This window comes from Aeromonas sp. CD, assembly GCF_033349375.1.
Lineage (GTDB): Bacteria > Pseudomonadota > Gammaproteobacteria > Enterobacterales > Aeromonadaceae > Aeromonas > Aeromonas hydrophila.
In genome coordinates this window covers 2,264,254-2,288,765 of record NZ_CP137631.1, presented here as the reverse complement: position 1 = coordinate 2,288,765, position 24,512 = coordinate 2,264,254, and the positions used below count along the sequence as shown (strand labels likewise).

General features: G+C 62.7%; 22 protein-coding genes and 3 tRNA genes. 9 read left to right on the top strand and 16 right to left on the bottom strand.

Features of this window, described 5'->3' with window-relative positions; all coding sequences use genetic code 11:
• Window positions 1–17: 17 nt before the first annotated feature.
• The 3 genes from mukE to cmoM all read right to left on the bottom strand — a co-directional run bounded on the left by mukE (window position 18) and on the right by cmoM (window position 2,909).
• Window positions 18–755 (bottom strand): chromosome partition protein MukE, encoded by a 738-nt coding sequence (gene mukE, locus R2E40_RS10730; RefSeq protein WP_318165449.1) that lies wholly within the window; start codon window positions 753–755, stop codon window positions 18–20.
• Window positions 736–2,055 (bottom strand): chromosome partition protein MukF, encoded by a 1,320-nt coding sequence (gene mukF / locus R2E40_RS10725; RefSeq protein ID WP_024946310.1) that lies wholly within the window; start codon window positions 2,053–2,055, stop codon window positions 736–738. The genes mukE and mukF overlap by 20 nt, the downstream gene beginning before the upstream one ends.
• Window positions 2,056–2,132: 77 nt before the next feature.
• A complete protein-coding gene (gene cmoM / locus R2E40_RS10720) occupies window positions 2,133–2,909 on the bottom strand; it encodes a tRNA uridine 5-oxyacetic acid(34) methyltransferase CmoM (protein WP_202000834.1) in 777 nt (258 codons plus the stop codon).
• 299 nt (window positions 2,910–3,208) lie between these two features.
• Between cmoM and elyC the strand changes: the two genes are divergently transcribed.
• From elyC to R2E40_RS10700, 4 genes are all read left to right on the top strand, one after another.
• Window positions 3,209–3,979: an envelope biogenesis factor ElyC gene (elyC, locus tag R2E40_RS10715; RefSeq protein WP_318165548.1), complete on the top strand. Its 771-nt coding sequence runs from the start codon at window positions 3,209–3,211 to the stop codon at window positions 3,977–3,979.
• Window positions 3,980–4,114: 135 nt separating this feature from the next.
• Window positions 4,115–4,870 carry a triose-phosphate isomerase gene (tpiA, locus tag R2E40_RS10710; RefSeq protein ID WP_011706224.1) on the top strand — a complete coding sequence of 252 codons (756 nt, stop codon included), beginning with the start codon at window positions 4,115–4,117 and terminating at the stop codon, window positions 4,868–4,870.
• A 144-nt stretch (window positions 4,871–5,014) separates the two neighbouring features.
• The gene (pfkA, locus tag R2E40_RS10705) at window positions 5,015–5,986 is read left to right on the top strand and encodes a 6-phosphofructokinase (protein WP_011706225.1); all 972 of its coding nucleotides are present in this window, start codon (window positions 5,015–5,017) and stop codon (window positions 5,984–5,986) included.
• Between the two features lie 1,188 nt (window positions 5,987–7,174).
• A complete protein-coding gene (locus R2E40_RS10700; protein WP_318165448.1) occupies window positions 7,175–8,431 on the top strand; it encodes a M20 family metallo-hydrolase in 1,257 nt (418 codons plus the stop codon).
• A gap of 81 nt (window positions 8,432–8,512) precedes the next feature.
• Here the strand turns inward: R2E40_RS10700 and yjjG are convergent, their stop codons facing one another.
• The 5 genes from yjjG to R2E40_RS10675 form a co-directional block, all read right to left on the bottom strand.
• Entirely contained in the window at window positions 8,513–9,193 is a 681-nt protein-coding gene (gene yjjG, locus R2E40_RS10695) for a pyrimidine 5'-nucleotidase (RefSeq protein ID WP_011706227.1), read from the bottom strand.
• Between the two features lie 8 nt (window positions 9,194–9,201).
• Window positions 9,202–10,698: a leucyl aminopeptidase family protein gene (locus R2E40_RS10690; protein WP_318165447.1), complete on the bottom strand. Its 1,497-nt coding sequence runs from the start codon at window positions 10,696–10,698 to the stop codon at window positions 9,202–9,204.
• 173 nt (window positions 10,699–10,871) lie between these two features.
• A tRNA-Met gene (locus R2E40_RS10685) sits at window positions 10,872–10,948 on the bottom strand.
• A gap of 96 nt (window positions 10,949–11,044) precedes the next feature.
• A tRNA-Met gene (locus R2E40_RS10680) sits at window positions 11,045–11,121 on the bottom strand.
• 92 nt (window positions 11,122–11,213) lie between these two features.
• Window positions 11,214–11,290: transfer RNA gene (locus R2E40_RS10675), tRNA-Met, on the bottom strand.
• Between the two features lie 196 nt (window positions 11,291–11,486).
• On the opposite strand from R2E40_RS10675, the gene glgX reads away from it, so the two are divergent.
• The gene (glgX, locus tag R2E40_RS10670) at window positions 11,487–13,550 is read left to right on the top strand and encodes a glycogen debranching protein GlgX (RefSeq protein ID WP_318165446.1); all 2,064 of its coding nucleotides are present in this window, start codon (window positions 11,487–11,489) and stop codon (window positions 13,548–13,550) included.
• Between the two features lie 83 nt (window positions 13,551–13,633).
• Here the strand turns inward: glgX and R2E40_RS10665 are convergent, their stop codons facing one another.
• The 4 genes from R2E40_RS10665 to R2E40_RS10650 all read right to left on the bottom strand — a co-directional run bounded on the left by R2E40_RS10665 (window position 13,634) and on the right by R2E40_RS10650 (window position 17,347).
• Window positions 13,634–14,353 carry a hypothetical protein gene (locus R2E40_RS10665; protein ID WP_139706688.1) on the bottom strand — a complete coding sequence of 240 codons (720 nt, stop codon included), beginning with the start codon at window positions 14,351–14,353 and terminating at the stop codon, window positions 13,634–13,636.
• A 207-nt stretch (window positions 14,354–14,560) separates the two neighbouring features.
• Window positions 14,561–16,198: an ATP-dependent endonuclease gene (locus R2E40_RS10660; RefSeq protein WP_042067495.1), complete on the bottom strand. Its 1,638-nt coding sequence runs from the start codon at window positions 16,196–16,198 to the stop codon at window positions 14,561–14,563.
• A gap of 77 nt (window positions 16,199–16,275) precedes the next feature.
• A complete protein-coding gene (locus R2E40_RS10655; protein WP_254902163.1) occupies window positions 16,276–16,398 on the bottom strand; it encodes a hypothetical protein in 123 nt (40 codons plus the stop codon).
• 61 nt (window positions 16,399–16,459) lie between these two features.
• Window positions 16,460–17,347, bottom strand: coding sequence for an AraC family transcriptional regulator (locus R2E40_RS10650; protein WP_060389518.1), 888 nt, complete (start codon window positions 17,345–17,347; stop codon window positions 16,460–16,462).
• Window positions 17,348–17,514: 167 nt separating this feature from the next.
• Between R2E40_RS10650 and R2E40_RS10645 the strand changes: the two genes are divergently transcribed.
• Together R2E40_RS10645 and R2E40_RS10640 are read left to right on the top strand one after the other, a co-directional pair.
• Window positions 17,515–18,426, top strand: coding sequence for a DMT family transporter (locus tag R2E40_RS10645; RefSeq protein WP_043161018.1), 912 nt, complete (start codon window positions 17,515–17,517; stop codon window positions 18,424–18,426).
• Window positions 18,427–18,483: 57 nt separating this feature from the next.
• A complete protein-coding gene (locus R2E40_RS10640) occupies window positions 18,484–19,338 on the top strand; it encodes a LysR family transcriptional regulator (protein WP_166464466.1) in 855 nt (284 codons plus the stop codon).
• 85 nt (window positions 19,339–19,423) lie between these two features.
• On the opposite strand, the gene R2E40_RS10635 is transcribed toward R2E40_RS10640, so the two are convergent.
• Window positions 19,424–20,203: a TSUP family transporter gene (locus R2E40_RS10635; protein ID WP_011706235.1), complete on the bottom strand. Its 780-nt coding sequence runs from the start codon at window positions 20,201–20,203 to the stop codon at window positions 19,424–19,426.
• Window positions 20,204–20,411: 208 nt separating this feature from the next.
• Entirely contained in the window at window positions 20,412–21,173 is a 762-nt protein-coding gene (locus R2E40_RS10630; protein ID WP_318165445.1) for a tRNA-uridine aminocarboxypropyltransferase, read from the bottom strand.
• Window positions 21,174–21,340: 167 nt separating this feature from the next.
• On the opposite strand from R2E40_RS10630, the gene R2E40_RS10625 reads away from it, so the two are divergent.
• Window positions 21,341–21,754, top strand: coding sequence for a VOC family protein (locus R2E40_RS10625; RefSeq protein WP_318165444.1), 414 nt, complete (start codon window positions 21,341–21,343; stop codon window positions 21,752–21,754).
• A 78-nt stretch (window positions 21,755–21,832) separates the two neighbouring features.
• Here the strand turns inward: R2E40_RS10625 and R2E40_RS10620 are convergent, their stop codons facing one another.
• Window positions 21,833–22,822: a D-alanine--D-alanine ligase gene (locus R2E40_RS10620; protein WP_024944446.1), complete on the bottom strand. Its 990-nt coding sequence runs from the start codon at window positions 22,820–22,822 to the stop codon at window positions 21,833–21,835.
• Between the two features lie 200 nt (window positions 22,823–23,022).
• Window positions 23,023–23,631, bottom strand: a complete 609-nt coding sequence (locus tag R2E40_RS10615; protein ID WP_016350596.1) for a 2OG-Fe(II) oxygenase — start codon at window positions 23,629–23,631, stop codon at window positions 23,023–23,025.
• Between the two features lie 287 nt (window positions 23,632–23,918).
• Here R2E40_RS10615 and R2E40_RS10610 point away from each other — a divergent pair, with 287 nt between their 5' ends.
• A complete protein-coding gene (locus tag R2E40_RS10610) occupies window positions 23,919–24,395 on the top strand; it encodes a glutathione peroxidase (protein ID WP_318165443.1) in 477 nt (158 codons plus the stop codon).
• The last annotated feature ends 117 nt before the right edge of the window (window positions 24,396–24,512 follow it).

The following is a 24,512-nucleotide window of genomic DNA, read 5'->3' as shown; positions in this document are numbered from 1 at the left end:
CCATCTGGGCCTTGTGTTTAACGCTGCAGGTCATCTTCCACCTCCAGTTCAAGCTGCTCTTCATCGAGATCCGCCTCGATATCCTCAAACAGCGAGTCGCTGCTCGGCATCTCGTCGTCGTGGAAGATGGCGTCCCCTTCCTGGATCATCCGCAGCTGGACGGCGCGCGGATCCTCATCGGAGCGCACGTCGGCGGCAAAGCGGAACACCGATTCGTTGACCCGGAATTTGTCGCTGTTGCCAAGGGCGGTGATCATGCCAAGGCGGCGCAGGCGGCGCATGGAGGTACGGATCTTCTCCAAGAGCTTCTTTTTGTCGAGATCGGTGCCGCCGGAGCGGCTGTTGACCATCCGCAGCAGCTGCTTCTCGTCGGCCAGGCTCAGCACCTCTTCTTGCAGTTCGCCCATGGCGAACACCCCTTCCGAGGCGAGCCGATCCGGGCTCAGGTAGAGGTAACAGAGTACCTTGCCCACCAGCATGTCGAGCTCGGAGAGGACGGTGGTGCCGATGTCGGCGCTCGGGCGCGGGCGCAGATAGAAGAAACCTTCCGGCGCCTTGATCAGTTCAACCTGATAGCGGCCGTAGAAGATCTCCAGCTCCTGGTGGTACTCCACCAGCGCCGAGTGCTGTTCGAACTCGTCGGCACTGATGTGGCGGCCGGAGCGCAAGGCGGTGTCGATGCGCGGAAACAAGGGGTTGGCAATCGCCTCTGCGAGCCGCAGCGGCAAGGGAAATTCAGTATTGATCAATGACATAGGCCTGAACCTTGGATCCAGCTTGGTTAATGGGTTTCCATGCGGGCTGACGATGCAGCTGGTGCTCGCCGCTGGCATGGCCCAGGCGCACGGCCTGGTCGATCAGAAGACGCGCCACGTCGAAATGGGCATGGGCCGGGTAGTCCAGCAGGTATTCGCGCAGCACGTCGGCGAGATCCAGTTGCTGGCCCTGCTCCGGGTAGCGGGCCAGATAGCGCTCGATGCGCTCGGCCAGCTCCTGGTTGATGTCCACCATCTCCATGTACTCCATCTCGAGGGGCACCTCGCCGGTCACCTCCTCGTCGTGGATGGCGATGGTCTCGTCGCGCAGCTCCAGCAGGCGCGGCTCTTCGGCCACCCGCAGCAACCAGTTGTGCTGCTCGAAATTGCGGATGGAGTCGCGCAGCCGCTGGCTGAAGGCGCGGTTCTTGTCCATGTCGATGGCGTTGCGGATGAACTTGTGGACGTGCCTGTCATAGCGGGCCCACAGCTCGATGCACTGCTGGCCCCAGCTGGTGATGACGTCCAGCCGCCCCTGCAGGGCATGAGTCAGCTCCTCGACGTGGAACAGATCCTCGCGCCCCTGCGCCGCTTCCTGAATATTGAGCAACCCCGCCTGCAGGCGGTGGCCGGCGGCGTCCAGGGTATCTTGCAGTTCGCGCAGGGTCTGGCCGGTCTCGTGCAGCAGTTTTTCACAGCTGTGAATGGCATCGACCCAGTTCTGGGTCAGCAGGGCCGCAATCTCGTTTTTGACCTGATTTTGCTGCTCGTCCATGGCGCGCTGGGTGAGATCGATGCGCCCCAGGGTCTCTTCCAGCGAGAAGGTGAGCCGTGGCAGCACCTCGGCATCCCACTGCTCGCGGGTATTGGTCTCGAGCGCCGCCTTGCGGGCGGTGTCGAGCTCGGCCGCCAGGTGTTCGAGCAGGATGGAGAGCTTGATGGAGTCAACCTGGCGCTGATCCATGAAGAAATCGACGATGCTCATGCCAAGGCGCGACAGGCGATAGAGGCTCTCCCCCGCCACCATGTCGGTGTTGAAGCGCGACAGCAGTTGCTGGCGAATGAGATCGTTGATGGCGTTGTTGGCGCGACCGGTGAGGGTCTCGTCCATCTGGCCGAAGGCGTTGCTGACGTAGCCAAAGGCATCGTGCAGCGCCGCTTCAGACAGATCCGATTCATCTTCGGACAGCGTCTTGATTGCAATCAGAAAGGCCAGCCGATCGGTGGGCAGGCTCAGCGCCAACCCCTCCTGCCTGACCCATCCCACCATTTCGGGCAGGGTACGGGATGTACTCATCATGATGTTGTCATCTCGTTGTTGTATAGGGCGCAAAGTCTTGCGCGCGGCTACATCCGGTAGCATCAAAAAAGGTGGCCTCAACCGGTGGGTTTTTGCGCCATCACGTGGATATAGCGCCCCAGGGAGATAAACGGCTCTTGCCGGCAATATTGCAGCTCCATGGCCAGCAGATCGTCGAACTTTTCTCGCTGATCCTGCTTGTGGCGCATGTAGTCGTGGATCACCCGCACCCCGGTCTTGCCGATGATCTTGAGCCCGCCCCGGCCAATCCAGTCGTAGACCTGCTCCGGCAGCTGGGGATTGGTGGGGGTCAGCGCAGTCTGGCGCTTCTTGTTGAGCCCCTGGCGCACATAGTCAAAATTGCCCACCACCAGGCTCTGAAACAGCAGACCGTGACGGTTGTAAAAAAGCAGCGACAGTATGCCCCCGGCATTGACGAAAGGGAACAGACCGAGCAAGGTCTGGCGCGGCTCGGCGAGCCACTCCAGCACCGCGTGACAGAGCACCAGATCGAAGGTGCCGGTCACGTGTGCTTTAAGATCCTGAATGGGGCAATGGATGAGACGAATTTTGTCTTCCAGCCCCTTCTCGGCGATCTGGCTGCGCGCCAGCGCCAGCATTTCCGCCGACAGATCGCACAGCTCCACCTGATGGCCCATGGCCGCCAGCTTCTGAGCGAAATAGCCAAAGCCGCCCCCCGCATCCAGGATGCGCAGCGGCCGGTTGCCAAGGCGGGCCAGGCAGGCTTCGATGTCGCTCCAGACCACTGTGGTGCGGATGCGCCCCTTGGTGGAGTCATAAATGTTGCGGGCGAACTTGTCGGCGCGCCCGTCAAAACTCTGATCTTGCTTCAAGACGAACTCAACTCTGTGGCCACGGGAAACGGGCCTGACGAAAAAGAGGGTATTCTGTCACATCCCGAATTTGCTGAAAACTCAAGGCGCAGCTCCCTCCCCCAGGTGATGGAAAAAACATCGTTTGGCGCCCACTTTGTCCTCGTTTCGCGCTTTTCAGGGTTGTGCAGGCAGTCACTGCACAACCTGTGCACCTTGATGGCGCCATGCAGCCCTGGGAAGAGGCGCCTATACAAGGGCGCCAAAATCCTTAATAATTTTTTAATGCATTGTTATATAAGGAGTAACAAGTGGACGCCCTGTTTGACCTCAAAAAGTGGCTGGGCCAGCTGCTGATGCCGCTCCCCTTCTCCCTCAGCCTGCTGCTGCTGGCGCTCTTGCTGCTCTGGTTCACCCGTTTCCAAAAGACCGGCAAGCTGCTGGCGACCCTCTCGCTGCTGCTGGTCACCCTGATGGGGATGCGACCGGTAAGCTACGAGCTGGCCCGCGAGCTGGAGCAGACCTTCCCGCCCTTCGAAGTGAGCCAGCATCCCGACATCGAGGCCATCGTGGTGCTCGGCAACGGCCATGTCAGCGACCCGGCGGTGCCCGAGCGGTCCTGGCAAAACAATATTGCGCTGGCCCGCACCCTCGAGGGGGTACGGCTGGCCCAGGCTTATCCGCAGGCGGAGCTGATTTTTTCAGGCTATGTATCGGGAGATCCCCTGTCGAACGCCGAGGTCAACGCCCGCATGGCGGTGAGTCTCGGCATTCCCCGCTCGCGGATGACGTTGTTTGAAAACAACAAAGACACCCACGACGAGGCGGTCAGCATCAGCCATCACCTCAAGAACAAACGGGTGGCGCTGGTGAGCTCGGCAACCCATCTGCCACGGGCCATGGCGCTCTATCAGGGTCAGGGACTGAACGCCGTGCCCGCCCCCACCGACTACACCGCCAAGCAGAGTCAGGTGGCCCAGCCCCTCTACAGCTATCTGCCAAAAGGGCGCTATCTGATGTATTCCGAAGCTGCCATTCACGAATGGATTGGGGTATGGTGGGCCCGTTTGCGAGGGCAGGTTAACGATTGAGCAATCGAGCCTTTCATTCCTGATTTGGATCAGGAAAGCGAAAAAAAATTACGTCATTTGCCGCCGGGTCAGCTATCTTGGGCTCGGTTCAATTCATATAATGTCGCGCAATCAAATGCCTAGGAGATATACAAGATGAGACAGCACCTGGTAATGGGTAACTGGAAACTGAACGGCACCAAAGCTTCCGTCGAAGCTCTGATCAAAGGACTGACCCCGGCTGCTGCCGCTCATCCTTCTGTGCAAGTCGCCGTCTGCCCGCCGGTTATCTTTTTGGGTCTGGTTGAGCAACTGACCGCTGGCAGCAAGATTGCCTACGGTGCCCAGAACGCCGACGTTCACGAGTCCGGCGCCTTCACCGGCGAGAACGCTCCGTCCATGCTCAAAGCCTTCGGTTGCACCTACTCCCTGGTCGGCCACAGCGAGCGTCGTACCCTGCACGCAGAGACCGACGACGTGGTTGCTGCCAAGTACGAAGCCATCCAGAAAGGCGGCCTGATCCCCGTGCTGTGCATCGGTGAGACTCTGGCTCAGTTCGAAGCCGGCACCACCAACTCCGTGGTCGAAACCCAGCTCAAAGCCGTGATCGACCGTTGCGGTATCGCCTCCTTCGAGAACGCCGTCGTGGCTTACGAGCCGGTATGGGCCATCGGTACCGGCAAGACTGCCACCCCGGAAATCGCTCAGGCCGTTCACGCTCACATCCGTCAGTACCTGGCCGGCTTCGACGCCGCCGTGGCTGCCAAGGTACAGATCCTGTACGGTGGTTCCGTCACCGGTGCCACCGCTGCCGACCTGTTCGGTCAGCCGGACATCGACGGTGGCCTGGTGGGTGGTGCGTCCCTGAAAGTGGACGACTTCTCCCAGATCATCGCTGGCGCGGCCAAGTAATCGGCTGCCATGGAGGGGGCGCTTGCCCCCTCCTGCATATCGCTTTTCCTATGGCAGCCGCATCCCATAGGAAAGCCGATATAGTAAAAGTGGCTTGTCTCATTCAACCATTTCGTATTCGACAACTCAGATCCAGAGGCACTCATGACCAAACAAATCAAACGTATTGGTGTTTTGACCAGTGGTGGTGACGCACCGGGTATGAACGCAGCCATCCGCGCCGTGGTACGCGCCGGTCTGCATCATGGCCTGGAAGTCTACGGCATCTATGATGGCTACCTCGGTCTGCACCAGGACCGTATCGTCAAGCTGGAGCGTCACAGCGTCTCCGACGTGGTCAACCGTGGTGGTACTTTCCTCGGCTCCGCCCGTTTCCCCGCCTTCAAAGATCCGAAAGTGCGCGCCGAAGCGATCGAAAATCTGAAAAAGCACGGCATCGACGCCCTGGTGGTGATCGGTGGTGACGGTTCCTACATGGGCGCCAAGAAGCTGACCGAAGAGGGTTTCCCCTGCATCGGCCTGCCGGGCACCATCGACAACGACATCGCCGGTACCGACTTCACCATCGGCTTTGATACCGCGCTGAACGTGGTAGTAGACGCCATCGACCGTCTGCGCGATACCTGCAGCTCCCACCATCGCATCTCCGTGGTCGAGATCATGGGCCGTCACTGCGGTGATCTGGCCATGTCCGCCGCCGTTGCCGGCGGTGCCGAGTACGTGATCGTGCCGGAAGTGGCGTTCGACAAGGACAAGCTGCTGCAACAGATCAAGGAAGGCGAAGCCAAGGGCAAGAAGCACGCCATCATCACTATCTGTGAGCATGTCACTGACGTGAACGCCCTGGCCAAGGACATCGAAGCCCTGACCGGCCGCGAAACCCGCGCCACCATCCTGGGCCACATCCAGCGTGGCGGTACCCCCACCGCGCGTGACCGCATCATGTCCAGCCGTATGGGCGCCTACGCCGTCGAGCAGCTGCTGGCCGGCCACGGTGGCCGCTGCGTCGGCATCCAGCGCAACGAGATGGTGCACCACGACATCATCGACTGCATCGAGAACCTCAAGCGCCCGTTCGATCAGGAGCTCTACGATCTCTCCACCACCCTGTTCTAAGCCCCGCTTTCAGGTTGCTGTGACAAAAGCCCTCCACTGGAGGGCTTTTTCATTGGACCTTTCTCGCCACACCCGGTGCCATGACGCCATCTCGTTGCAACCATCCCTGCGCCCCTCGCAGCGCTTCCTCTGTTTATCACCTGCCCACCTCCTGCTTCGGGGCCCCTTGCACCGTTAACCGGTTCAACCGGCATTGCGCATCAACAACGCGGTACACGACCTTCTGCAGTCCGGCTTCTGCCGAGAGCAAACAGCACAACTTCTCTGCACACTCTTCTTGCACTGTCCCTTGGCGTTGCCGACAGCAGGCGCCCCATCGGGCCGCCAACATGCCAGGAAAAGATCCGAACAGAGACGAAAAAAGAGCCGACAGGGCACCATCAGCAGAGGGGATTTTGCAAAAAGACGGGAAGAGACATGTCAGAAGGTGGCGTCACGACAGGGAAAAACCGTTCGACTGCGACAAAAACATGTTGGAGACGGGAAATGGCGCTGACAGCAGCCCAAGCCATACTGGGGTCATAACTCTCCCCTAAAAACCGTCAATTTTTGCCGACATAATTTTAAAAAAACAAAAAAGCCTCATATAAAACCCCTCGCCAGCATCATAATGAAATGACCTAATGCACTGTTTTAATTGAAATAACTTAATAGAACACTTCTCTGCACCGCATGAGATGACCATCAAGACGATAAAATGAGCTTAAAAATGCAAAAATGAAGCTTTCGATACTCACTAGACAGATTCAAGCCAATAAATGCAATCTACTATTGTTTTACCGCACAATTGTGGTATCTTGGTTCCATCAACAGTCAGCCAAGGGAGACAAAATATGAAAGAGTTTGTGGTTACTGCAGTTTTTACTGTGTTTTTCACTCTGGTTGCCGTCTCTCTGCCGTCACTGTCACAGCTTTGAGGCGGTTAGTTGCCCACCCAATGATACTGATGGGCAACGACAGGCATCGCCACGCTGGTTAATTCATCACTTAATGTCATTTTTTGGCGGTTCATCGAAAACAACGACAAATACGGTCATTAGTACGACCAAGCGAACATAATTACAGCTGCCTGCCAGAGGTAGCCTGTCAACAGGGGGAGCCAGTGGCTCCCCCTGTTGTGTCTGCGGGATTTACTCTTGCCCCCCTCCCCGTCACAATGTCCGCTGGATTCGCCATGCAGGAATTACCATGACACAAGATGCGCTAAGCCATTGGCGTCGTGATCTTCATCGTCTGCCCGAAGCGGCCTGGTGTGAATTTCGTACCAGCTCCCTCATCGCCCACCACCTCAGTGAACTCGGTTTCTCCATCATGCTGGGCGACAAGCTGCTGGCCAGCAACCTCATCATGGGCCGCAACATCGACGTGCAGGCCCAGAAGGAGCGAGCCCTGCGCCAGGGTGCCCATCCGGACTGGCTGGGCAGGATCGAAGAGATAACGGGCGTGATGGGGCTGTGGGACAGCGGCCGTCCCGGCCCGACCCTGGCCTTTCGCTTCGATATCGATGCGGTGGAGGTCGAAGAGAGCCAGGATGAGCTGCATCCCCCCAGCCAGGAGGGGTGGCACTCGCGCAACGCCGGCTGGATGCACGCCTGTGCCCATGACGGCCATACCGCCATCGGGCTGGTGCTGGCCGAGCGGATCGCCGCCCTCGCCGATCGGCTGAACGGCCGCATCAAGCTGTTCTTCCAGCCCGCCGAAGAGGGCTGTCGCGGCGGCAAGGCGCTGGCCGCCGGCGGCCAGCTCGACGACGTGGATGCCCTGCTGGCGCTGCACATCGGCATTCATGCCAACAGCGGCGAGCTGGTGGTCAATCCCACCGAGTTTCTCTGCTCCACCAAGTTCGACGTGGAATTCATGGGGCGTGCCGCCCACGCCGGGCTTGAGCCCAATGCCGGCAGCAATGCGCTGGCAGCGGCCTGCATGGCTACCACCGCCATGCTCGGCATCGCCCGCCACCGCGATGGCATGACCCGCATCAACGTGGGCCAGCTCCATGGCGGCAGCGGCCGCAACGTGATCCCGGGTCATGCCCTGTTGCAGGGAGAGACCCGGGGCGCCACGCCGGCCCTCAACGACTACATGTTCAGCCAGGTGCAGCAGATGGTGGAAGGGGCAGCCATCATGCAGGGCGCCACCTACCTCATTCGCAAGCAGGGTGAAGCCATCGGTATCGACAACAGTCCGTCTCTGCTCGAAGAGATCATCCCGCTCGCCCAGGTGCTCAAGCTGGAGACCATCCATACCCGCCGTTTCGGCGCCAGCGAGGACGCGGGCTTTCTCATCGAACGGGTGCAACGAAGCGGTGGCGAGGCGGCCTACCTGATCCTGGGGGCCAATCTGGCGGCGCCCCATCATCACCCGGAGTTCGACTTCGACGAGGCCGTGCTGGCCCCCGGCGTGGCACTGCTGGAGTCCTGGTTGCTGGCTCGCCTCGGCCGCTAGCAAACAGCCGGATACAAACAAGGCAGCCCGTGGGCTGCCTTGTTTTTTTCACCCCTTGTCTGGCAAGGGGGTCTGTTGCATCTACTGTCCCAGCACGATGGCCGAGAGGTGGGCGAAGTGGTGGATCTCGTGGGTCGCCTCGCACGGGCCATCCTGGCGAGCCGGGTTGTACCAGCAGGTTGCCAGCCCCTGCGCCGCGGCGCCGGCGATATCGGTCTTGGGGTTGTCCCCCACCATCAACACCCGCGCCGGATCCGGGCGCTGCATCAGCTCGAGGGCATGCTGGAAAATGGCTGCCGCCGGCTTGGTCACCTGTACCTCGTCCGAGATCACCAACGGCTCGAACCACGCGTTCCAGCCCAGCTTGTCGAGGCGACCGCGCTGCGGCAGGCTGAAACCGTTGGTGATGATCCCCATCTTCACCTTGCTCTTCAACGCCTGCAGAGTCTCCACCACCCCCTCCAGCGGCATGCTCAGGGCGATGATCTGCTGCAGGAAGGTATCGTTCATCGCCATCGGCGCCACGTCCACCTGTTCGGCAAACAGCGAGAAGCGAGTCTGCTGCAGGTGGGCGGCATCGATCTCGCCGGAGTTGTACTGCTGCCAGAGCCGGTGGTTGAGGGCATGGTACTCCGCCATCTTGGGCGGGGTCGGCGTCACGCCGTAAATGTGCAGCGTCTGTTCCAGCGCCTGGGCGACCGGGAAATCGAGCAGTGTTTCGTCCAGATCGAACAACACCCAGTCATAACTTGGTACTTTCACGGGATCCCTTACTGTTCTGGTTGATCAAATTCATTGCGCCGCCCCAGCGGGCCGGCCAGCAGATCCAGTGTCAATCTGACCCCGAATCCGGTCACCTCGCTGCTGACCACGCCATTGCCGCCCTTGTTGCGAAAACCGCTCAAGTCGAGGTGCAGCCAGGGGGTCTGGGCGGGTACGAAGCGGCTGAGGAAGCGGGCCGCATCGATGTGATCCGGCGACGAACCCGGCGCACACTGTAACAGATCGGCCCACTCGCTATCGAGGTTGTCGTCGTAGTCCTCATCCAGCGGGAAGGGCCAGATCCGCTCGCCGCTGCGCTGGCCAAGATTGATCAGCTCCCCCAGCCACTGGGGGCGGTTGGTGAAGGCGCCGCTGTAACGGCTGCCGAGTGCCCGCTTGCAGGCCCCGGTCAGGGTGGCGTAGTCGATCAGCAGATCCGGGTTGTCCTGCACCGCCATGCAGAGGGTATCCGCCAGCACCATGCGCCCCTCGGCATCGGTGTCCACCACCTCGATGGTGGTGCCGTTGAGGGCGGTCACCACCTCCCCCGGCCGGTAGGCGAGCGGGCCTATGTGGTTTTCGGCGATGGCGAGCCAGCAGTGCACCTCATAGGGCAACCTGGCCCGACTGATGGCATGGAGCGTCCCCAACGCCACCGCACTGCCCCCCATGTCCAGGTGCATGCCATACATGCTGCCGGAGATCTTGAGGTTGTAGCCGCCCGAATCGTGGCAGATCCCCTTTCCCACCAGCGCCAGCCGCCGCACCGCATTGGGCGGGCAGTAGCTCAGCTTGACCATGGCGGCCTGATTGTCTTCCGAGCCACGCGCCACCGCGATGAAGGCGCCGGCCCCCCGCTCTGCGAGCTGGGCCTGATCGTATTCATGCCACTGCCAACCCTCGCTCTGTGCAAGCTGACGCACCCACTCCCGGTAGCTGCGGGCGGTCAGATCGGAGGCCGGCGACACCGCCAGATGGCGCGCCAGACCGTTGCCCTCCGCCTCGGCATAGATCCGCGCCAGATCCAGCACGCAATTGGGGGACACCGCAATCTGCTGATAACGCCAGGGATCTTCGCTGCGATGCTTGTGACTGGGCAGCGGCACGTTGGCGGCCAGCAAGGTGGCCAGCACCAGTTCGGCCAACAGCGTGGTATCGACCTCGTCAAAACCTTCCAGGTGCAGCCCCAATCGCTCGATTTTGAGCCCGGCCAGCGGCGCAACCCAACTGCGCACCTGCTTGTAGAGGGCATGATCGCGCGCTGGGTGTGCCGGCAGGAAGATCAGCAGTTGCAGGGTGTTGTGCAGCACCAGGCTGTAGGGCGCTTTCTGCCCCAGCTCGATCTGGGCGCCGACGGCGGCAAACTCGGGCAGGGCCAGCAGGCTTTCGCGGCGATCTTCGGCGCAGATCAGCAGGTTGGCGGCCAGGCCGTTGGTGAGAACGGCAGCGAGGCCGGCGTCGTGAATGTCGATCTGCGGCGGCAGATAGGTAAATGGTTGCATCATTGGGCAAGGCCCTCATCCATGAAGAGATACCAGTGATGATACCCAACAAAGCGGGGTCACAGCCAGATTTACACTTGAAAATCAATATCAAGCGTGAAGGCGACACAAAGCAGAAAAACCGCGAAGGCGGCTGGATGAAAAACGGTGAGATTGAGGTAATAGAGATAGGAAGTTGGTTGCGGGGGCCGGATTTGAACCGACGACCTTCGGGTTATGAGCCCGACGAGCTACCGAGCTGCTCCACCCCGCGTCCGAATTGTACTGCCACCACAAGAGACAGAGCAGTTGCCCCTTGCTGTCTTCGTCTCCACCGCAGGCGCTAGCGCTTGCCATGAATACAAATAGTTGGTTGCGGGGGCCGGATTTGAACCGACGACCTTCGGGTTATGAGCCCGACGAGCTACCGAGCTGCTCCACCCCGCGTCCGTATTTTTTCGTTCAGGCTGAGCAGTAGCCTGTTCGAATTCTCTTGTTTATCAAACCATTGCAAGGCAATCCTGATACAAGAACTCAGATGGTTGCGGGGGCCAGATTTGAACTGACGACCTTCGGGTTATGAGCCCGACGAGCTACCGGGCTGCTCCACCCCGCGTCTGAGGTCGCCAATAATAGGCGCCGGCGCTCAGATTGCAAGTAAATATCCTAAAAAAACTTCATTCGAAGATTAAACCGGCACAAATCGCAGGAATTTGCAACAGAGCGCCGATTTTTCAGACAAGCAGGTTTGGGGGCAGCTTGGCGCACTACACTCAGATGGTTTGTAACTCCTCGTTTTGGGTAGGTTTATCATGCGCATCTCCGCCGGTCATTGCCGTCAATTGGGGGCCACACCCGAGCACGACGGCGTCAACTTCGCCATCTGGGCTCGCCTCGCCAGCCGGGTCGAACTGCTGCTGTTCGCCAGTGCCGACGACGCCACGCCGGAAGTGATCCCGCTCTCCCCTCGCCTCAACCGTACCGCCTACTACTGGCACATCCATATAGAGGGCATCGAACTCGGTCAACGCTATGCCTATCGCATCCAGGGTCCCTGGCGCCCCTACTACGGCACCCGCTTCGATGCGGACAAGGTGCTGCTGGATCCCTATGGCCGCAGCATCGAGCTGGGTGCCAACTACGATCGCTGGGCGGCGGCCCGCCCCGGCAGCAACCTGGCGGAGTGTGCCAAGAACCGGGTGGTGGACACCCGCCACTACGACTGGGAGGGGGACAAGCTGCCCGCCCACTCCCTCTCCCGCTCGGTGATCTACGAGCTGCACCTGGGGGGCTTTACCAAGTCGCCGAGTTCAGGGGTCGACCCCGCCTTGCGCGGCACCTACCTCGGCCTCATCGAGAAGATCCCCTACCTGCAATCCCTCGGCGTCACTGCGGTCGAGCTGCTGCCGGTGTTCCAGTTCGATCCCCAGGACTCCCCCAAGGGGCTCTCCAACTACTGGGGTTACAGCCCCATGTCGTTCTTTGCCCCCCACGCCCAGTACGCCAGCGGCGAGGATCCTCTCACCGAGTTTCGCGACATGGTCAAGGCGCTGCACCGCGCCAACATCGAGGTGATCCTGGACGTGGTCTACAACCACACCGCCGAGGGGGGCGACGATGGCCCCACCTTCTCGTTTCGCGGCATTGACAACGAGGCCTACTACATCCTCGACGCCAATCAGAAGGACACCAACTATTCGGGCTGCGGCAACACCTTCAACGGCGCCCACCCGGTGGTGCTGCGCATGATCATGGACAGCCTCCACTTCTGGCGCCAGGAGATGCACGTGGACGGCTTTCGTTTCGATCTCGCGGCCATCCTGTCGCGGGACGAGTCGGGCCAGCCCCAGGCCAATGCGCCGACCCTGCGCACCATCGATACCGATCCTCGCATCGCCGACATCAAGCTCATCGCCGAGGCCTGGGATGCGGGAGGCCTCTATCAGGTGGGCAGCCTGGCCGGCGCCCGCTGGCGCGAGTGGAACGGCCAGTTCAGGGATGACGTGCGCCGCTTTCTGCGCGGGGATGACAATGCGGTGATGCCCTTCGTGGAGCGGCTGTGCGGCAGCCCGGACATCTACCACTACCATCACGCCGATCCGGAGAAGAGCATCAACTTCGTCACCTGCCACGACGGCTTCACCCTGTGGGACTGGGCCAGCTACAACGGCAAGCACAACGACGCCAACGGCGAGCAGAACCGGGACGGCTGCGATCACAACTTCAGCTGGAACCACGGCCAGGAGGGGCCGAGCGAGGATCCCCAGATCAACGCCCTGCGCCTGCGGCAGGCCAAGAACATGATGGTGGCCACCCTGCTCTCGGTGGGCTCCCCCATGCTGCTGATGGGGGACGAGGTGCTGCGCACCCAGCACGGCAACAACAACGGCTACTGCCAGGACAACGACACCTGCTGGATGCAGTGGCAGCCCGACGCCATGGGCCAGGAGATGTTCCGTTTCATGAAGGAGCTGATCCAGTATCGCAAGCACCTGTTCCAGCGCCCGGAGCAGGAGAGCATGCCGCTGTCGCTGACCGAGATCCTGCGCCACAGCGAGATCTGCTGGCACGGGGTCAACGCCGCCCAGCCGGACTTCAGCCCCCACTCCCACGCCATCGCCATGTCGGCCCTGTCGAGCGAAACCCGGCTGGCCCTCTACGTGCTGTTCAACGCCTACTGGGAGCCGCTCACCTTCAATCTGCCAAGCCCCCCCAAGGGAGTCGGTGGCTACTGGCGCCGGATCCTGGATACCGCCCTGCCCTCGCCCGAGGACATCAGCACCTTCGGCATGCCGCTGGCGGGGCTGACCCGGGAGTACCTGGCCCAGCCGCGCAGCAGCTGCCTCTTCATCTGCGGCGCCGACGACTTCTACTAGGGGTCGCAAACCAGGGGCCGCACACGGCCAGCAAAAAGCCCACCCCGGGCAACCGGGGTGGGCTTTTTCATGACGCCAGTCTGTCAGGCCAGCTGGTGCAGCACGCTGGTCGCCGCCAGCTGGGCGATGATGAGGCCGCACAGGGCGGTGGAGACCACCACCGGCGCGGTCTCCTGCTGGCGATAGAGCGGGCTGAACCAGAGCAGCAAGGCCGCGATCAGCAGGGCAGCCTGGGTCAGCACGCCAGGGATCAGCGCATCGAGGCTGGCGCTGCTTCCCTGCCAGCCCACCAGCACCGCCAGCCAGAGCAGGCTCAGGATGGCAGCCACCAGCCCGGCCAGCGGCAGCAGGGTATTGAACGCCTGCAGGCGGTGACGGGCCCGCAGCAGCATCAGATGGGCGAAGGCCACCCCCAGCAGCACCATCTGCAGCAGACCGCCGAGCCAGCCCTGGATCTGCAGCAAGCCGATGCCATAGACCAGCAGCGGCATGGCCGGCAGCCAGAACAGCGTGGCGGGAATGGCGCGCTTGCCCTCCAGCCTAGATTGAGCCAGCGACAGCACCACCCCCAGGATCAGGGCGGCAGCACCGCTCCAGATCAGCCAGTCGGCCGCCTTGGCCTCCACCGCCAGCATCAGGGAGAGGCCGGTGATCACCCAGACCGAGAAGAGCTGGGTGGTGATCCGCGAGCGCTGGCCCGGGCAGAGATCACCGCGCCAGAGCACCAGGCCCAGGGCGATGAGGGCCCCCAGCGCCATCAGGCCGGTCAGGGGAAAGAGCCAAAAAGGGAGTTGGACGAACATGACGCCTCCAGCAGCAAGGATTCAGAACGCGCCGATGGGCGCCGGATGAAGGGGCCGAGTATACCCAAAGCCGCCGCCATCCCCAATCCCTGCCGGGAGCGCATCCGCCATTGACCACTGGCGATCAGACGCCGGCAACGGGCGCCGGCCGCCTTGCCTGCCCAGAATGCAGCGCCCTCACCATCCACTGCACAGGGCCGGCAGCGCTCAGCCCTGGCCGCGGGCCAGCGCCACCACCCGGGCGAACATCTGGCGCAGCACCGGCGGGATGTGCTCGCCGCCGAGCCGCTCCGCCTCCTCCACCACTGCCAGCGCCATGCCCGGCTTGCTGCGGTGGTGAATCGCCTTGTTGATGATGCGCCCGGCGTTGAGGGTCGAGCGCCCCCCCACCCCGGCTTCACGCCGGAACACCGCCTCGAAGCCGTTGTGATAGAGGTAGTGCTCTATGTCCGCCGCCGGCAACTGGGTCAAGCGATCCCGCTCCCGCTCGCCCTTGAGCAGGGAGCGGGCCGAAGTGGCGTACTTGACCCCCGCCTCGTCGCCGTCGGTGAGCAGATGCCACTCGATGCCAAAATCCCGCGCCACCTTGATAAGCGGTGACTGGCCGCACTGGGCAAACTCGATGATCCGCACCCCCTCCGCCCGCAGGCTGTAGCCGCAGATCTGGGCGAGTTCGGAGAGCAGCCAGATCTCGGTCTCCCCCTCCACCAGCAACCAGCAGCGGGCAAACATCGACATGGGGCGGTTGATGCGCACATGGAAGGCTATCTTGCGCAGATCGTCGCTGCTGTAGCGCTCGCCCCCCAGCTGATGGCAGACGATGTCCTGCTGGCGGCGCACCAGCCGGCGGATCTGGTTGAGGGGCAGCGAGGAGAGCAGGTCCCCCGAGTTGGTGGTGAGCAGCTTCTGCCCCGGCAGCTGCTCCAGCAGCCCCCAAGCCAGCGCCAGCATGGTGGGGTGCAGGCGGCTCTCCGGGTCTTCCAGGATCATGATGGGGCGCGCCCCCTGCTCCAGCTCCCGGTTGCCCCGCGCCTGCAACAGGGTAGCCGCCATGCCCGCCATCGCCAGTTGCAGCGCCCGATTGTCGGCATTGCGCAGCAACGCCTGCAGATTGCCGGGGTTGCGCAGGGTCATGGGGCGATTGACGATCTCCCGCTGGCTGCGCGGCTTGTTCTTGATGGGGGCCAGCGCATTGAAGTAGTGATCCATCAGCTGGCGCACCGCCTGCAACGCCTCCTTGAGCTCGGGCTCGCCGATGCGCTGAGGCTCGTCGATCAGCTTGTCGGCCAGCTCGCTCAGCCGGTGCTCGGAGAGATCCCCCCACTGCAGGGTCTCCACCCCGTTGCGGGCAGTGCGGGCATCCCGTAGCCGGAACACCGGGTTCATGGTGATGAGCAGACAGACCAGCTCATGGGCATCGTCGATGGGCAGGCTCTTGCCGATGCCGTCGAGAAAGTCATGGGTGGTGGTAACGCTGCCATCGCTCTGCAGTTCGGCGCTGGCGCGGTAGTGAATGCGGTGAAACTTGTCCTTGTGCTTGACCCAGGCCGCGCCAAGTCTAGCCAGCCGGCGGGAGTGCAGGCACATCTGGGGCCTGTGCTCGCTGAAGGTGAGCACCAGTTGCAGGTGGCGGGCCGGCTCGAGTTCGGGATCTTCGGGCTGGTGAAAGTCATCGCTGCTGAACTGATAGGGCTCGGCATCCTGACCCAGAAGACACCAGAGGGCGCGCAGCAGGCTGGACTTGCCCCAGGCGTTTTCGCCGATGAGCACTGTGGTGTTGTCCAGCCCGAGCGAGAGGCGATTTATTCCGCGAAAACCTTTGACTTCAATGCGTTCCAGAAACATGCGGCCATATCCAGTCCATCCTGATGGCGCAATAGTGGCAAAGTTGTCGGGAAAATCCTATCGGGTCGTGGCGATTTTCAGCGGGAACTGTGAGGAACGAGCGGTTCGGGCGGGGTCGGCATGCCAAGGCGGCCCTGAGGGGCATTCCAGTGGCTGAACCAGAGGTGGCGGGTACGGGTCTGACGTTTGCGATGATTCAAGGGCAACTCCTGTGCAGGTTGAAGGAACGAGGCTCCTCCTCGTTGCCAACCAATCTGCCGCCTATCTGTGACAGGAGGATGACAGCTGGCTACGCCACTGGCCTGGCGTCAGGCCGAATGCCTCCCGGAAGCGGTTGCCAAGGTGGGCCTGGGACGAGAAGCCGCACTGGATGGCGATGCTGGCCAGGGAGTCGACGCCGGCCAGCAGCTGCTTGGCCCGCTTGAGCCGCAGCCCCAGCAGGTAGCGATGGGGCGGGCAGCCGAGGCTCTGGCCGAACATGCGGGCGAAGTGGTATTCGCTCAAGCCCGCCTCCTGCGCCAGCTCGGCCAAGGTGACAGGTTCGGCCAGATGGGCCAGCAGGTACTCCTGCACCCGCCGGATCACCACCGGCGCCAGGCCGCCGCGCACCTCGGGCAGAGGCGGCGCCTCCCGGGTGTGGTGGCGATAGGCGTGCAGCATCAGCATCCAGGCGCCGTGGGAGAGCGCCATCCGATCCACCTGGTGCTGCCAGTCCAGCTGCATCAGCTGGCCCTGCACCAGGGTGGCGGCCTTGGGATCGTCGATGAAGGTCTTGTCTTCCAGCAGCAGGTGGCGCCCCTCCTTGTCACACACCTCTTCGGCGATGCGGGTCAGGTGGGCCGGGGTGAAGTAGAGGTGGAAGAAGCGAAACTCCTCGCGCACCAGCCACTCGGATCTGTGGTGATCCGGCATGATGCACACCTTGCCGGTGCCGCCATGGCCGCCCGGGCCGTCCAGCCGCTCCGTCTGCTCGCCCCCCTGCAGGTAGACGCTCAGGGTATGGTGGCCCGGCTTGTGGTAGCGGGTCTGATCGTAACAGTTGCGCCAGCTGGCAACGCCAAGGCCAGGCTCCAGCCAGCAGGCGTTCTCCAGTCGCGCGCCCGTGCTGACCAGTGCATCGAATACTCCCGCCGGCTTAGTCTGCAGCACCCGCTCCGTTCCTCTTGTTGCTTGCCTGATGGCCCTTGTGCGCCATCTTAACGCGGCGCGGCGGCAAAGGCTGCGGCTGCCTGCAAAAAACCGCAAGATGGTGTAAGCCCACCGCCAGCGCCCGCTGCATGCTGATCCCATGTCGTTGTCATCTCACCGGATACCCCATGAATCTAATGCTCTATCTTGCCACCGTCCTTATCTGGGGCAGCACCTGGATCGCCATCGCCTGGCAGCTTGGCCCCATTCCCATCGAGGTCTCGGTGCTCTATCGCTTCGCCCTGGCGGCGCTGGCGCTGTTTGCCCTGCTCACCGCGAGCGGCCGCTTCCCGCGCCTGCCCTGGGCCGGCCAGCGTTATGCCGCCCTGCTCGGCGGCCTGCTCTTTTCCACCAACTTCCTCTGTTTCTACCACGCCACCCTCTACATTCCGAGCGGCCTGTCGGCAGTGATCTTCGCCAGTGCCAGCATCTTCAACGGCCTCAACCTCTGGCTGTTCGAGGGGAAAAGACCCGGCCTGCGCTGGCTGCAAGGATCCTTGCTGGGGCTCCTCGGCACCCTCTTGCTGTTCTGGCCGGTGCTGGCGGATGCGCAACTGGGTGCAAACGGCTGGAAGGGGTTGCTGCTCGCCTGCGGCGGCACCCTCTGTTTCTCGCTCGGCAACCTGGTCTCGGCCCGCGGCCAGCGCCAGGGCTACCATGTGCTGCAGCTGGTGCCCTGGGGCATGGTCTATGGGGTGGTGTTGCTGCTGGGCTGGGTCACCCTGCTCGGCCAGCAGCTGGTGATCCCGACCGACGGTCACTACCTGGCGGCCATGGTCTATCTCGCCCTGTTCGGCTCGGTCATCGCCTTCACGGCTTATCTCACCCTGGTGGGGCGGATCGGCGCCAGCAAGGCCTCCTACGCCACCGTGCTGTTCCCCCTAGTGGCGCTGACGCTCTCCACCTTCTACGAGGGGTTCGTCTGGCAGCCAGTATCGGTGGTGGGGGTCATGATCAGCCTGCTTGGCAACCTGGTGATCTTCGCACCGCCCCTGCGGGAGTGGCGCCTGCGCCCCGTCAGGACGGCGAAGGATGCTTGATCCCAACCCCGTCAGCCCCTAAGGTAACGCCTTCCTACGAAGATGACGGGAGGCGATATGTTACTGGAAGGGCTGGAGACACTCTGCCTGCTGGCCAGCGAAGGCACCATGGCCAAGGTGGCCAGCCGGCTCTATATCAGCCAGTCGGCGGTGAGCAAGCGCATCGCCCAGCTGGAGCAGCGCCTCGGCAAGAAGCTGGTCGAGCCGGACGGGCGCCAGATAAGGCTCACTCCCCAGGCACAAGAGCTGCTGGCCCGGGTCGCCCCCAGCCTCGCCGAGATGAAGGGGGTGCTGGCCGACAGCCAGACCCTCACCGACCTGACTCCCCTGCCCGTCGCCTGCTCCGAGACCCTGCTGGCGGGCTACCTCGCCCGCTTCATGCACGACTACCTGCGACAGGATCCCCACCTCGCCCTCTCCACCCACCATACCCCGGTCATTCTGGCGCGAGTACGCAGCGGCGATGCCCTGCTCGGCATCTGCGCCGGGCGCCTGCCACCGGGCCATGGCCTGGAGGCCAGACTGCTGCTGGAGGAGCCCTTCTATCTGGTGGAGGGCGATCAGCGCGAGGGGGAAAACGCCGATCAAGGGCTGCGCCAGATCCTCACCATGGACCTGGACAACCCCTCCAATCGCTACCTGCGCGAACCGCTGGCGGCCCTTGGCCTCATCCCCGCCATGGAGCTCGACTCCTACCTGGCGCTGATCGAGCTGGCCAAGGCCGGCATCGGCCCTGTGCTGCTGCCGGCCGGCCTGCTGGCGCTGGTCGGCGCACAGGGGCCCCAGGCTCGCCCCCTCGCCGGGCTCGCCCGTCCGCTGCACCTGGTCTATCGGCCAAACAGCCTCAAGCGTGCACGCATCGCCCAGCTGGTGCAGGCCCTGCAAGCCCACTTCCAGCCGCTGGCCGGCTGAACGCCACAACACAAGGGGGCCCGATCTTGCGAATCAGGCCCCCTTAGTGTTGACAGCCGTGACTGCCGCTGTCGGCGAAAAGCGCTTACCCCAGCCAGGCAAACAGCTCGGGGTACTGGCTCCACACCAGCTTGGCGGACATCAGCAGGGAGACGGTCACCAGCAGCGGCTTGATCAGCTTGACCCCTTGCTTGAGCACCATTTTCGAGCCGAAACGGGCACCGATGAACTGGCCCAGCGCCATGCAGAAGCCGACGCTCCACACCACCTTGCCCCCCAGCGCGAAAAACAGCAGCGAGGCGATGTTGGAGGTGAAGTTGAGCAGCTTGGTGTGGGCGGTGGCCCGCGCCATGCCAAAGCCCGCCAGCGCCACGAAACCGATGGCAAAAAACGATCCTGTGCCCGGCCCGAAGAAGCCGTCATAGAAGCCCACCCCGCCGCCCACCAGCAGGGCGAACGCCATGGGAGCGAGGCGGCGGGAGCTCTCGGCATCGCTCACCCGGGGAGAGAAGAAGAAGTAACAGGCGAAGGCCATCAGCAGGAAGGGCAGCAACCGCTCCAGGATGGCGGCGTCGATGGTCTGCACCGCCAGGGTGCCGAGTGCCGCGCCGATGAAGGTGCAGATCACCGCCGGCCAGATGATGTGCCACTCCAGCAGCCCCTTGCGGGCATAGAACCAGGTGGCAGAGAAGGAGCCGAAACTGCTCTGCAGCTTGTTGGTGCCGAGCACCAGCGCCGGCGGCATGCCGGTGGCGAGCAGGGCGGGCACCGTCAGCAGGCCGCCCCCACCGGCAATGGCATCGATAAAGCCGGCCACCAGGGCCACGCCGAACAGGGCAAGCAGGGTAAACAGTTCCAATTCCATCCATAGCCTCACAACATTGACGGGGCCGGAAAGGGCCCGCACGGCGCAGGCTCGCCATGAGCCTGATGAACAACGCTGGTCGCTATCCTAATGGGGCTTGGCTCATGAAGCTAACGAAACAGTGGCAGGCAATTGATTCCTGATTTTCATCAATAAATCATCCCGGTGAAAAGGCTGGCAAGCATGCCAGCCCCTCACCACCCCCTGCTCAGGCAGCATCGGGCGCACAGGTCGCCTCATTGCCCTTGATCTCGGCCAGCGCCTGCTGCAGGTGGGCTTCATCCTCACCGGGGGCCCGGCTGACCCGGCCCGCCATGTAGCGGCTGCTGAAGAGATTGAACCAGAGCTGCAGTGCCTGTCCCGCCGCCAGCTCGCCGGCCACCTCCAGCACGCAGGCCGCCACCTCGGCGGTGCACAGGTGCTCGTCGCAGTGCGCTACCCGCATGCCATAGGTGGAGAGTGCGTCGGGCTTGATGGAGAGCACCGGCAAGCCGTCCAGATAGGGGCTCTTGTTGAACATCTTGCGCGCCTCGGGCCAGGTGCCATCCAGCAGGATGAACAGCGGCTTCTTGCCAGGGAGCGGGGTCACCACCGAGGTGAGCCGAGCCGGCTCTTTCTCGCAGGCGGGAAACACCACATAGGGTTGCCAGACGGGATCCGCCAGCAGGGCCAGCAGCTCGGGATGGGGCTTGGTGCGCGACCAGAGAAACGCCCAGGTGGTATCCGGCAGCACATCGGCGATGAGACGGCCGGTGTTGGAGGGCTTCATCGGCTCGCTGTCGTACATCAGCAGGCAGAAGCCGGCCTCGGCCTTGAGCTCGGGGCGCCACTCGCAGGCACACCAGTCGTGGCGCAGCTGGCAGGCTTCGCAGCGCGGCACGCTGCCGCCACGGGCGAGAAAGGGTCGGGTCGAGACGCTCTTGCGCCAGATGCGCAGGCGATTGACGGCGTGATCGGGAATTGGCTTCATGGAACGCGGCTCTGGCGATGCCTGTGGCAGGACAAAAAGGGGGGCAGATTGTAGCGAGCCGTCCACCGCGCAGCAAGGCCCCCCATCCGGGGCAAGCCGGGAGGCCACGTCTCTCTATACTTGGTCGTCAACCCATGCACCCACGCATGGGACACAGGAGGACGACGATGGCAGAACAAGATATTGCCCGCGAGCACGCCCTGGCCGAGGGCACTACCTTCACCTGGCACGAGCTCTATCTGCCCGATGCCGAGGCCGGGATCCGTTTCTACACCGAGGTGCTCGGCTGGGAGAGCCAGACCATGGCGATGGAAGGCGGCGACTACCCCATGCTGGTTGCCAATGGCAGGCCGATCGACGGCGTGCAGGCCACCCGGGGCAATCCCGAGATGGCCGGCGTACCACCCCACTGGGCAACCTATATCGCGGTGGATGACGTCGATGCCAGGGTACTCAGGGTCAACCAGCACGGCGGCAGCGTGGTGGTGCCCGCCATGAATATCCCGGGGGTCGGGCGCATGGCCCTGATCGCAGATCCACAAGGGGCGCACATCTGGCTGTTCACCCCTGACCCCTTGTGACATCGCCTACCGCAACAACGACAGAGGGGCCCGCAGGCCCCTCTTCATCATTTAGCTCGCCCTGCTCGGGCGCCGGCCTCAGACCGCCTTGCGCAGGATCTGCTCAAGGTAGTCGGCGAAGCGGTGACCGTGATGCTCCAGCAGTTTCGGGAACATGGAGATCGAGGTCATGCCCGGGAAGGTGTTGATTTCGTTGAGCAGGATCTCGCCCTCTTCGGTCAGGAAGAAGTCGATGCGCGACAGGTGGGTCAGTTTGAGCTGACGGAACGCCTTGAGGGCGTACTCGTGAATGGCATCAGCCTGCGCCTGGGTCAGCCCCTCGGCACGCAGCGCGGTCTCGGTGTGACTGGCGCTGCTGTACTTCTCTTCATAGGTGTAGAACTTGTCCTGCGGCACGCAGATCTCACCCGGGTAGGTGGCCACCAGCTCGTCACCGTACTGGTAAACCGCCACTTCCAGCTCGCGCGGCTTGACCGCTTTTTCGATCAGTACCTGCTCGGAGTAACCGAAGGCATCGGCAATGCCCTTCACCAGATCCGCTTCGTTGCTGGCGGAGTAGCAGCCGACGGAAGAGCCCTGGGAGGCCGCCTTGATGAAGACCTTGCCCCACTTGGCCAGCGCGGCTTTCGCCTCGCTCAGCGCCGCGTCGTTCTGCTCGGTCAGGAACAGATAAGGGGTGTTGGGGATGCCGATGGCGGAGAGCCACAGCTTGGTGCTGATCTTGTTGAAGCAGATCTTGCTCGCCTCGGCGTCGCAGCCCAGATAAGGCAGGCCCGCCAGCTCGAGGAAGGATTGCAGGTCGCCGGTCTCGCCAGGGTAGCCGTGGATGCAGGGCACCACGTAGTCCACCGGACGGGCCACGCTGTCAAACGACAACAGCTTGTCCAGCCCCAGCTTGCATTCGCGGCCGTCGGCGCTGAGCCAGCGGTCGGCAAACATCTCGACCCGGGTCACGTCGACCCCAGGCAAAAGACCGAGCTGTTGCTCGAGAAAATTTGCGCTTCGCAGAGAGACTTCGTGCTCGGAGCCACCGCCGCCGCACAGCAGCAAGACATGCATGTTCTTCATTAGATGTGATCCCTTGGGAAAAGCGGCTTCGCCATCACCATTTAAAACCCAACCGCATTAAAACCGGACGAAGCCAGATACGAAGATAAGTGCGGGCCAGTGTAGCAAGGGAGATCAAGCCTTGTCAGCCGATGGGAGCCCCATCCGCCGACAACGACCATAAAAATTCCCGCCTGTGTCAGAAATTGGATGAAAAGAGCTCAGCGCGGCGGGTCGAGCCGGCCATTGCCGCTGCCGTTGACCCGAAACCAGCCGGCGATGCTGTAGCGCTCCTGGTTGGCGGGCAAGACCTCGTGGGGGAACTCTTCGGATAAAAACAGCACCAGCCGCCCGCCCCGGGGCGAGACATCCATCAAAAACTGCTCGTCGTCATCGTACATCCGCAGCACACCACCCGCCTGGGGTTGCCAATCGTTGTTGAGGTAGAACACCGAGGTGAGACGGCGGTTGGAGCGCCCGGCGAAGGCATCGCGATGGGTGGCATAGAAGTCACCGCTGCGATAGCGGGCAAAGTGGGCCTCGTAGTCGAACAGCCCCAGCATCAGCATCCGGTTGGCGGCCAGTCGCAGTGCTTCCATGCGGGCCAGATAGTCGGCCACCGGCGCACCGAGGGAGGGTTCGAGCCAGTGGATCTGATCCCGGCGAATGGCGCGATTGTCCTGATGCAGGGCATCGCGACCGATCCCTGCCGGCCGCCACGCATCCGGCAGGCACGCCTTGAGGGCATCCACCTCGGCGGCGGTTAAAAAATCATCCACTATCACCCATCCCCGGGTGTAAATGGCGTCCATGACGGCTTGATAGTCCAAGATTGACTCGCAACAAGTGGAGAGAGGGCGCTTTTTAGCGACTTCCAGGGCAAGACACAAACCGGTTTGCTTATCCTCAGAAGTCCCACCATCAATACGCTATCCGGGCGCACAAGGCCCCCATTATCTGGTCGCCCTCGCCAGCCTGTGATCCGGCGCACTCAAATGGCCTCAGACCGGGCCAGATCTTTCATGGCAAAGGGGAAAGCGGCGCTTGCTCCACGCCGTCGCGCCCGTTACCGTGGAGCGATACGCCCTGAATGGGCCCCATGCAACAGGAGTGCTTCATGTCATTGCCCGACCTTATCCTGCAACGCCTTGACGGTACCGAACTGCCCTTGTCCACCCTGCAAGGCCAGGTCGTGCTGGTGGTCAACGTCGCCAGCCGCTGCGGCTTTACCCCCCAGTACACCGGACTGGAGACGCTTTATCGCGAACTGGGCCCACGCGGGCTGGTGATCCTGGGCTTCCCCTGCGATCAGTTTGGCCATCAGGAGCCGGGGGATGCAGAAGAGATAGCCCGCTTCTGCTCCCTCGACTATCCGGTCAGCTTCCCCATCATGGCCAAGTGCGAGGTCAACGGCGAACAGGCCCACCCCTTCTATCAGTGGCTCAAGAAGGAGAAACCGGGCCTGCTGGGGCTGGAGAACGTCAAGTGGAACTTCACCAAGTTTCTGATCGACCGGGACGGCAAGGTGGTTGACCGCTTTGCCCCCACCACCAAACCCGAGAGCCTTCGAGACGATATCCTGGCCCTGCTCTGAGGCCGCGGCACGCGGCGGCCGGACAACACGACACGGCTGCTGCGTGCAGGGCGCGCATCTGCTATATTACGCCCCCGTTATCATTTCCATCTTGTGGCGGGTGCCAGCGCACCTGCC

Excerpts from the sequence above, each read along its gene's own strand:
- mukE (WP_318165449.1), bottom strand. The coding sequence starts at position 755 with ATGTCATTGATCAATACTGAATTTCCCTTGCCGCTGCGGCTCGCAGAG.
- mukF (WP_024946310.1), bottom strand. The coding sequence starts at position 2,055 with ATGATGAGTACATCCCGTACCCTGCCCGAAATGGTGGGATGGGTCAGG.
- tpiA (WP_011706224.1), top strand. The coding sequence starts at position 4,115 with ATGAGACAGCACCTGGTAATGGGTAACTGGAAACTGAACGGCACCAAA.
- pfkA (WP_011706225.1), top strand. The coding sequence starts at position 5,015 with ATGACCAAACAAATCAAACGTATTGGTGTTTTGACCAGTGGTGGTGAC.
- R2E40_RS10700 (WP_318165448.1), top strand. The coding sequence starts at position 7,175 with ATGACACAAGATGCGCTAAGCCATTGGCGTCGTGATCTTCATCGTCTG.
- R2E40_RS10690 (WP_318165447.1), bottom strand. The coding sequence starts at position 10,698 with ATGATGCAACCATTTACCTATCTGCCGCCGCAGATCGACATTCACGAC.
- glgX (WP_318165446.1), top strand. The coding sequence starts at position 11,487 with ATGCGCATCTCCGCCGGTCATTGCCGTCAATTGGGGGCCACACCCGAG.
- R2E40_RS10665 (WP_139706688.1), bottom strand. The coding sequence starts at position 14,353 with ATGTTCGTCCAACTCCCTTTTTGGCTCTTTCCCCTGACCGGCCTGATG.
- R2E40_RS10660 (WP_042067495.1), bottom strand. The coding sequence starts at position 16,198 with ATGTTTCTGGAACGCATTGAAGTCAAAGGTTTTCGCGGAATAAATCGC.
- R2E40_RS10645 (WP_043161018.1), top strand. The coding sequence starts at position 17,515 with ATGAATCTAATGCTCTATCTTGCCACCGTCCTTATCTGGGGCAGCACC.
- R2E40_RS10640 (WP_166464466.1), top strand. The coding sequence starts at position 18,484 with ATGTTACTGGAAGGGCTGGAGACACTCTGCCTGCTGGCCAGCGAAGGC.
- R2E40_RS10635 (WP_011706235.1), bottom strand. The coding sequence starts at position 20,203 with ATGGAATTGGAACTGTTTACCCTGCTTGCCCTGTTCGGCGTGGCCCTG.
- R2E40_RS10630 (WP_318165445.1), bottom strand. The coding sequence starts at position 21,173 with ATGAAGCCAATTCCCGATCACGCCGTCAATCGCCTGCGCATCTGGCGC.
- R2E40_RS10625 (WP_318165444.1), top strand. The coding sequence starts at position 21,341 with ATGGCAGAACAAGATATTGCCCGCGAGCACGCCCTGGCCGAGGGCACT.
- R2E40_RS10620 (WP_024944446.1), bottom strand. The coding sequence starts at position 22,822 with ATGAAGAACATGCATGTCTTGCTGCTGTGCGGCGGCGGTGGCTCCGAG.
- R2E40_RS10610 (WP_318165443.1), top strand. The coding sequence starts at position 23,919 with ATGTCATTGCCCGACCTTATCCTGCAACGCCTTGACGGTACCGAACTG.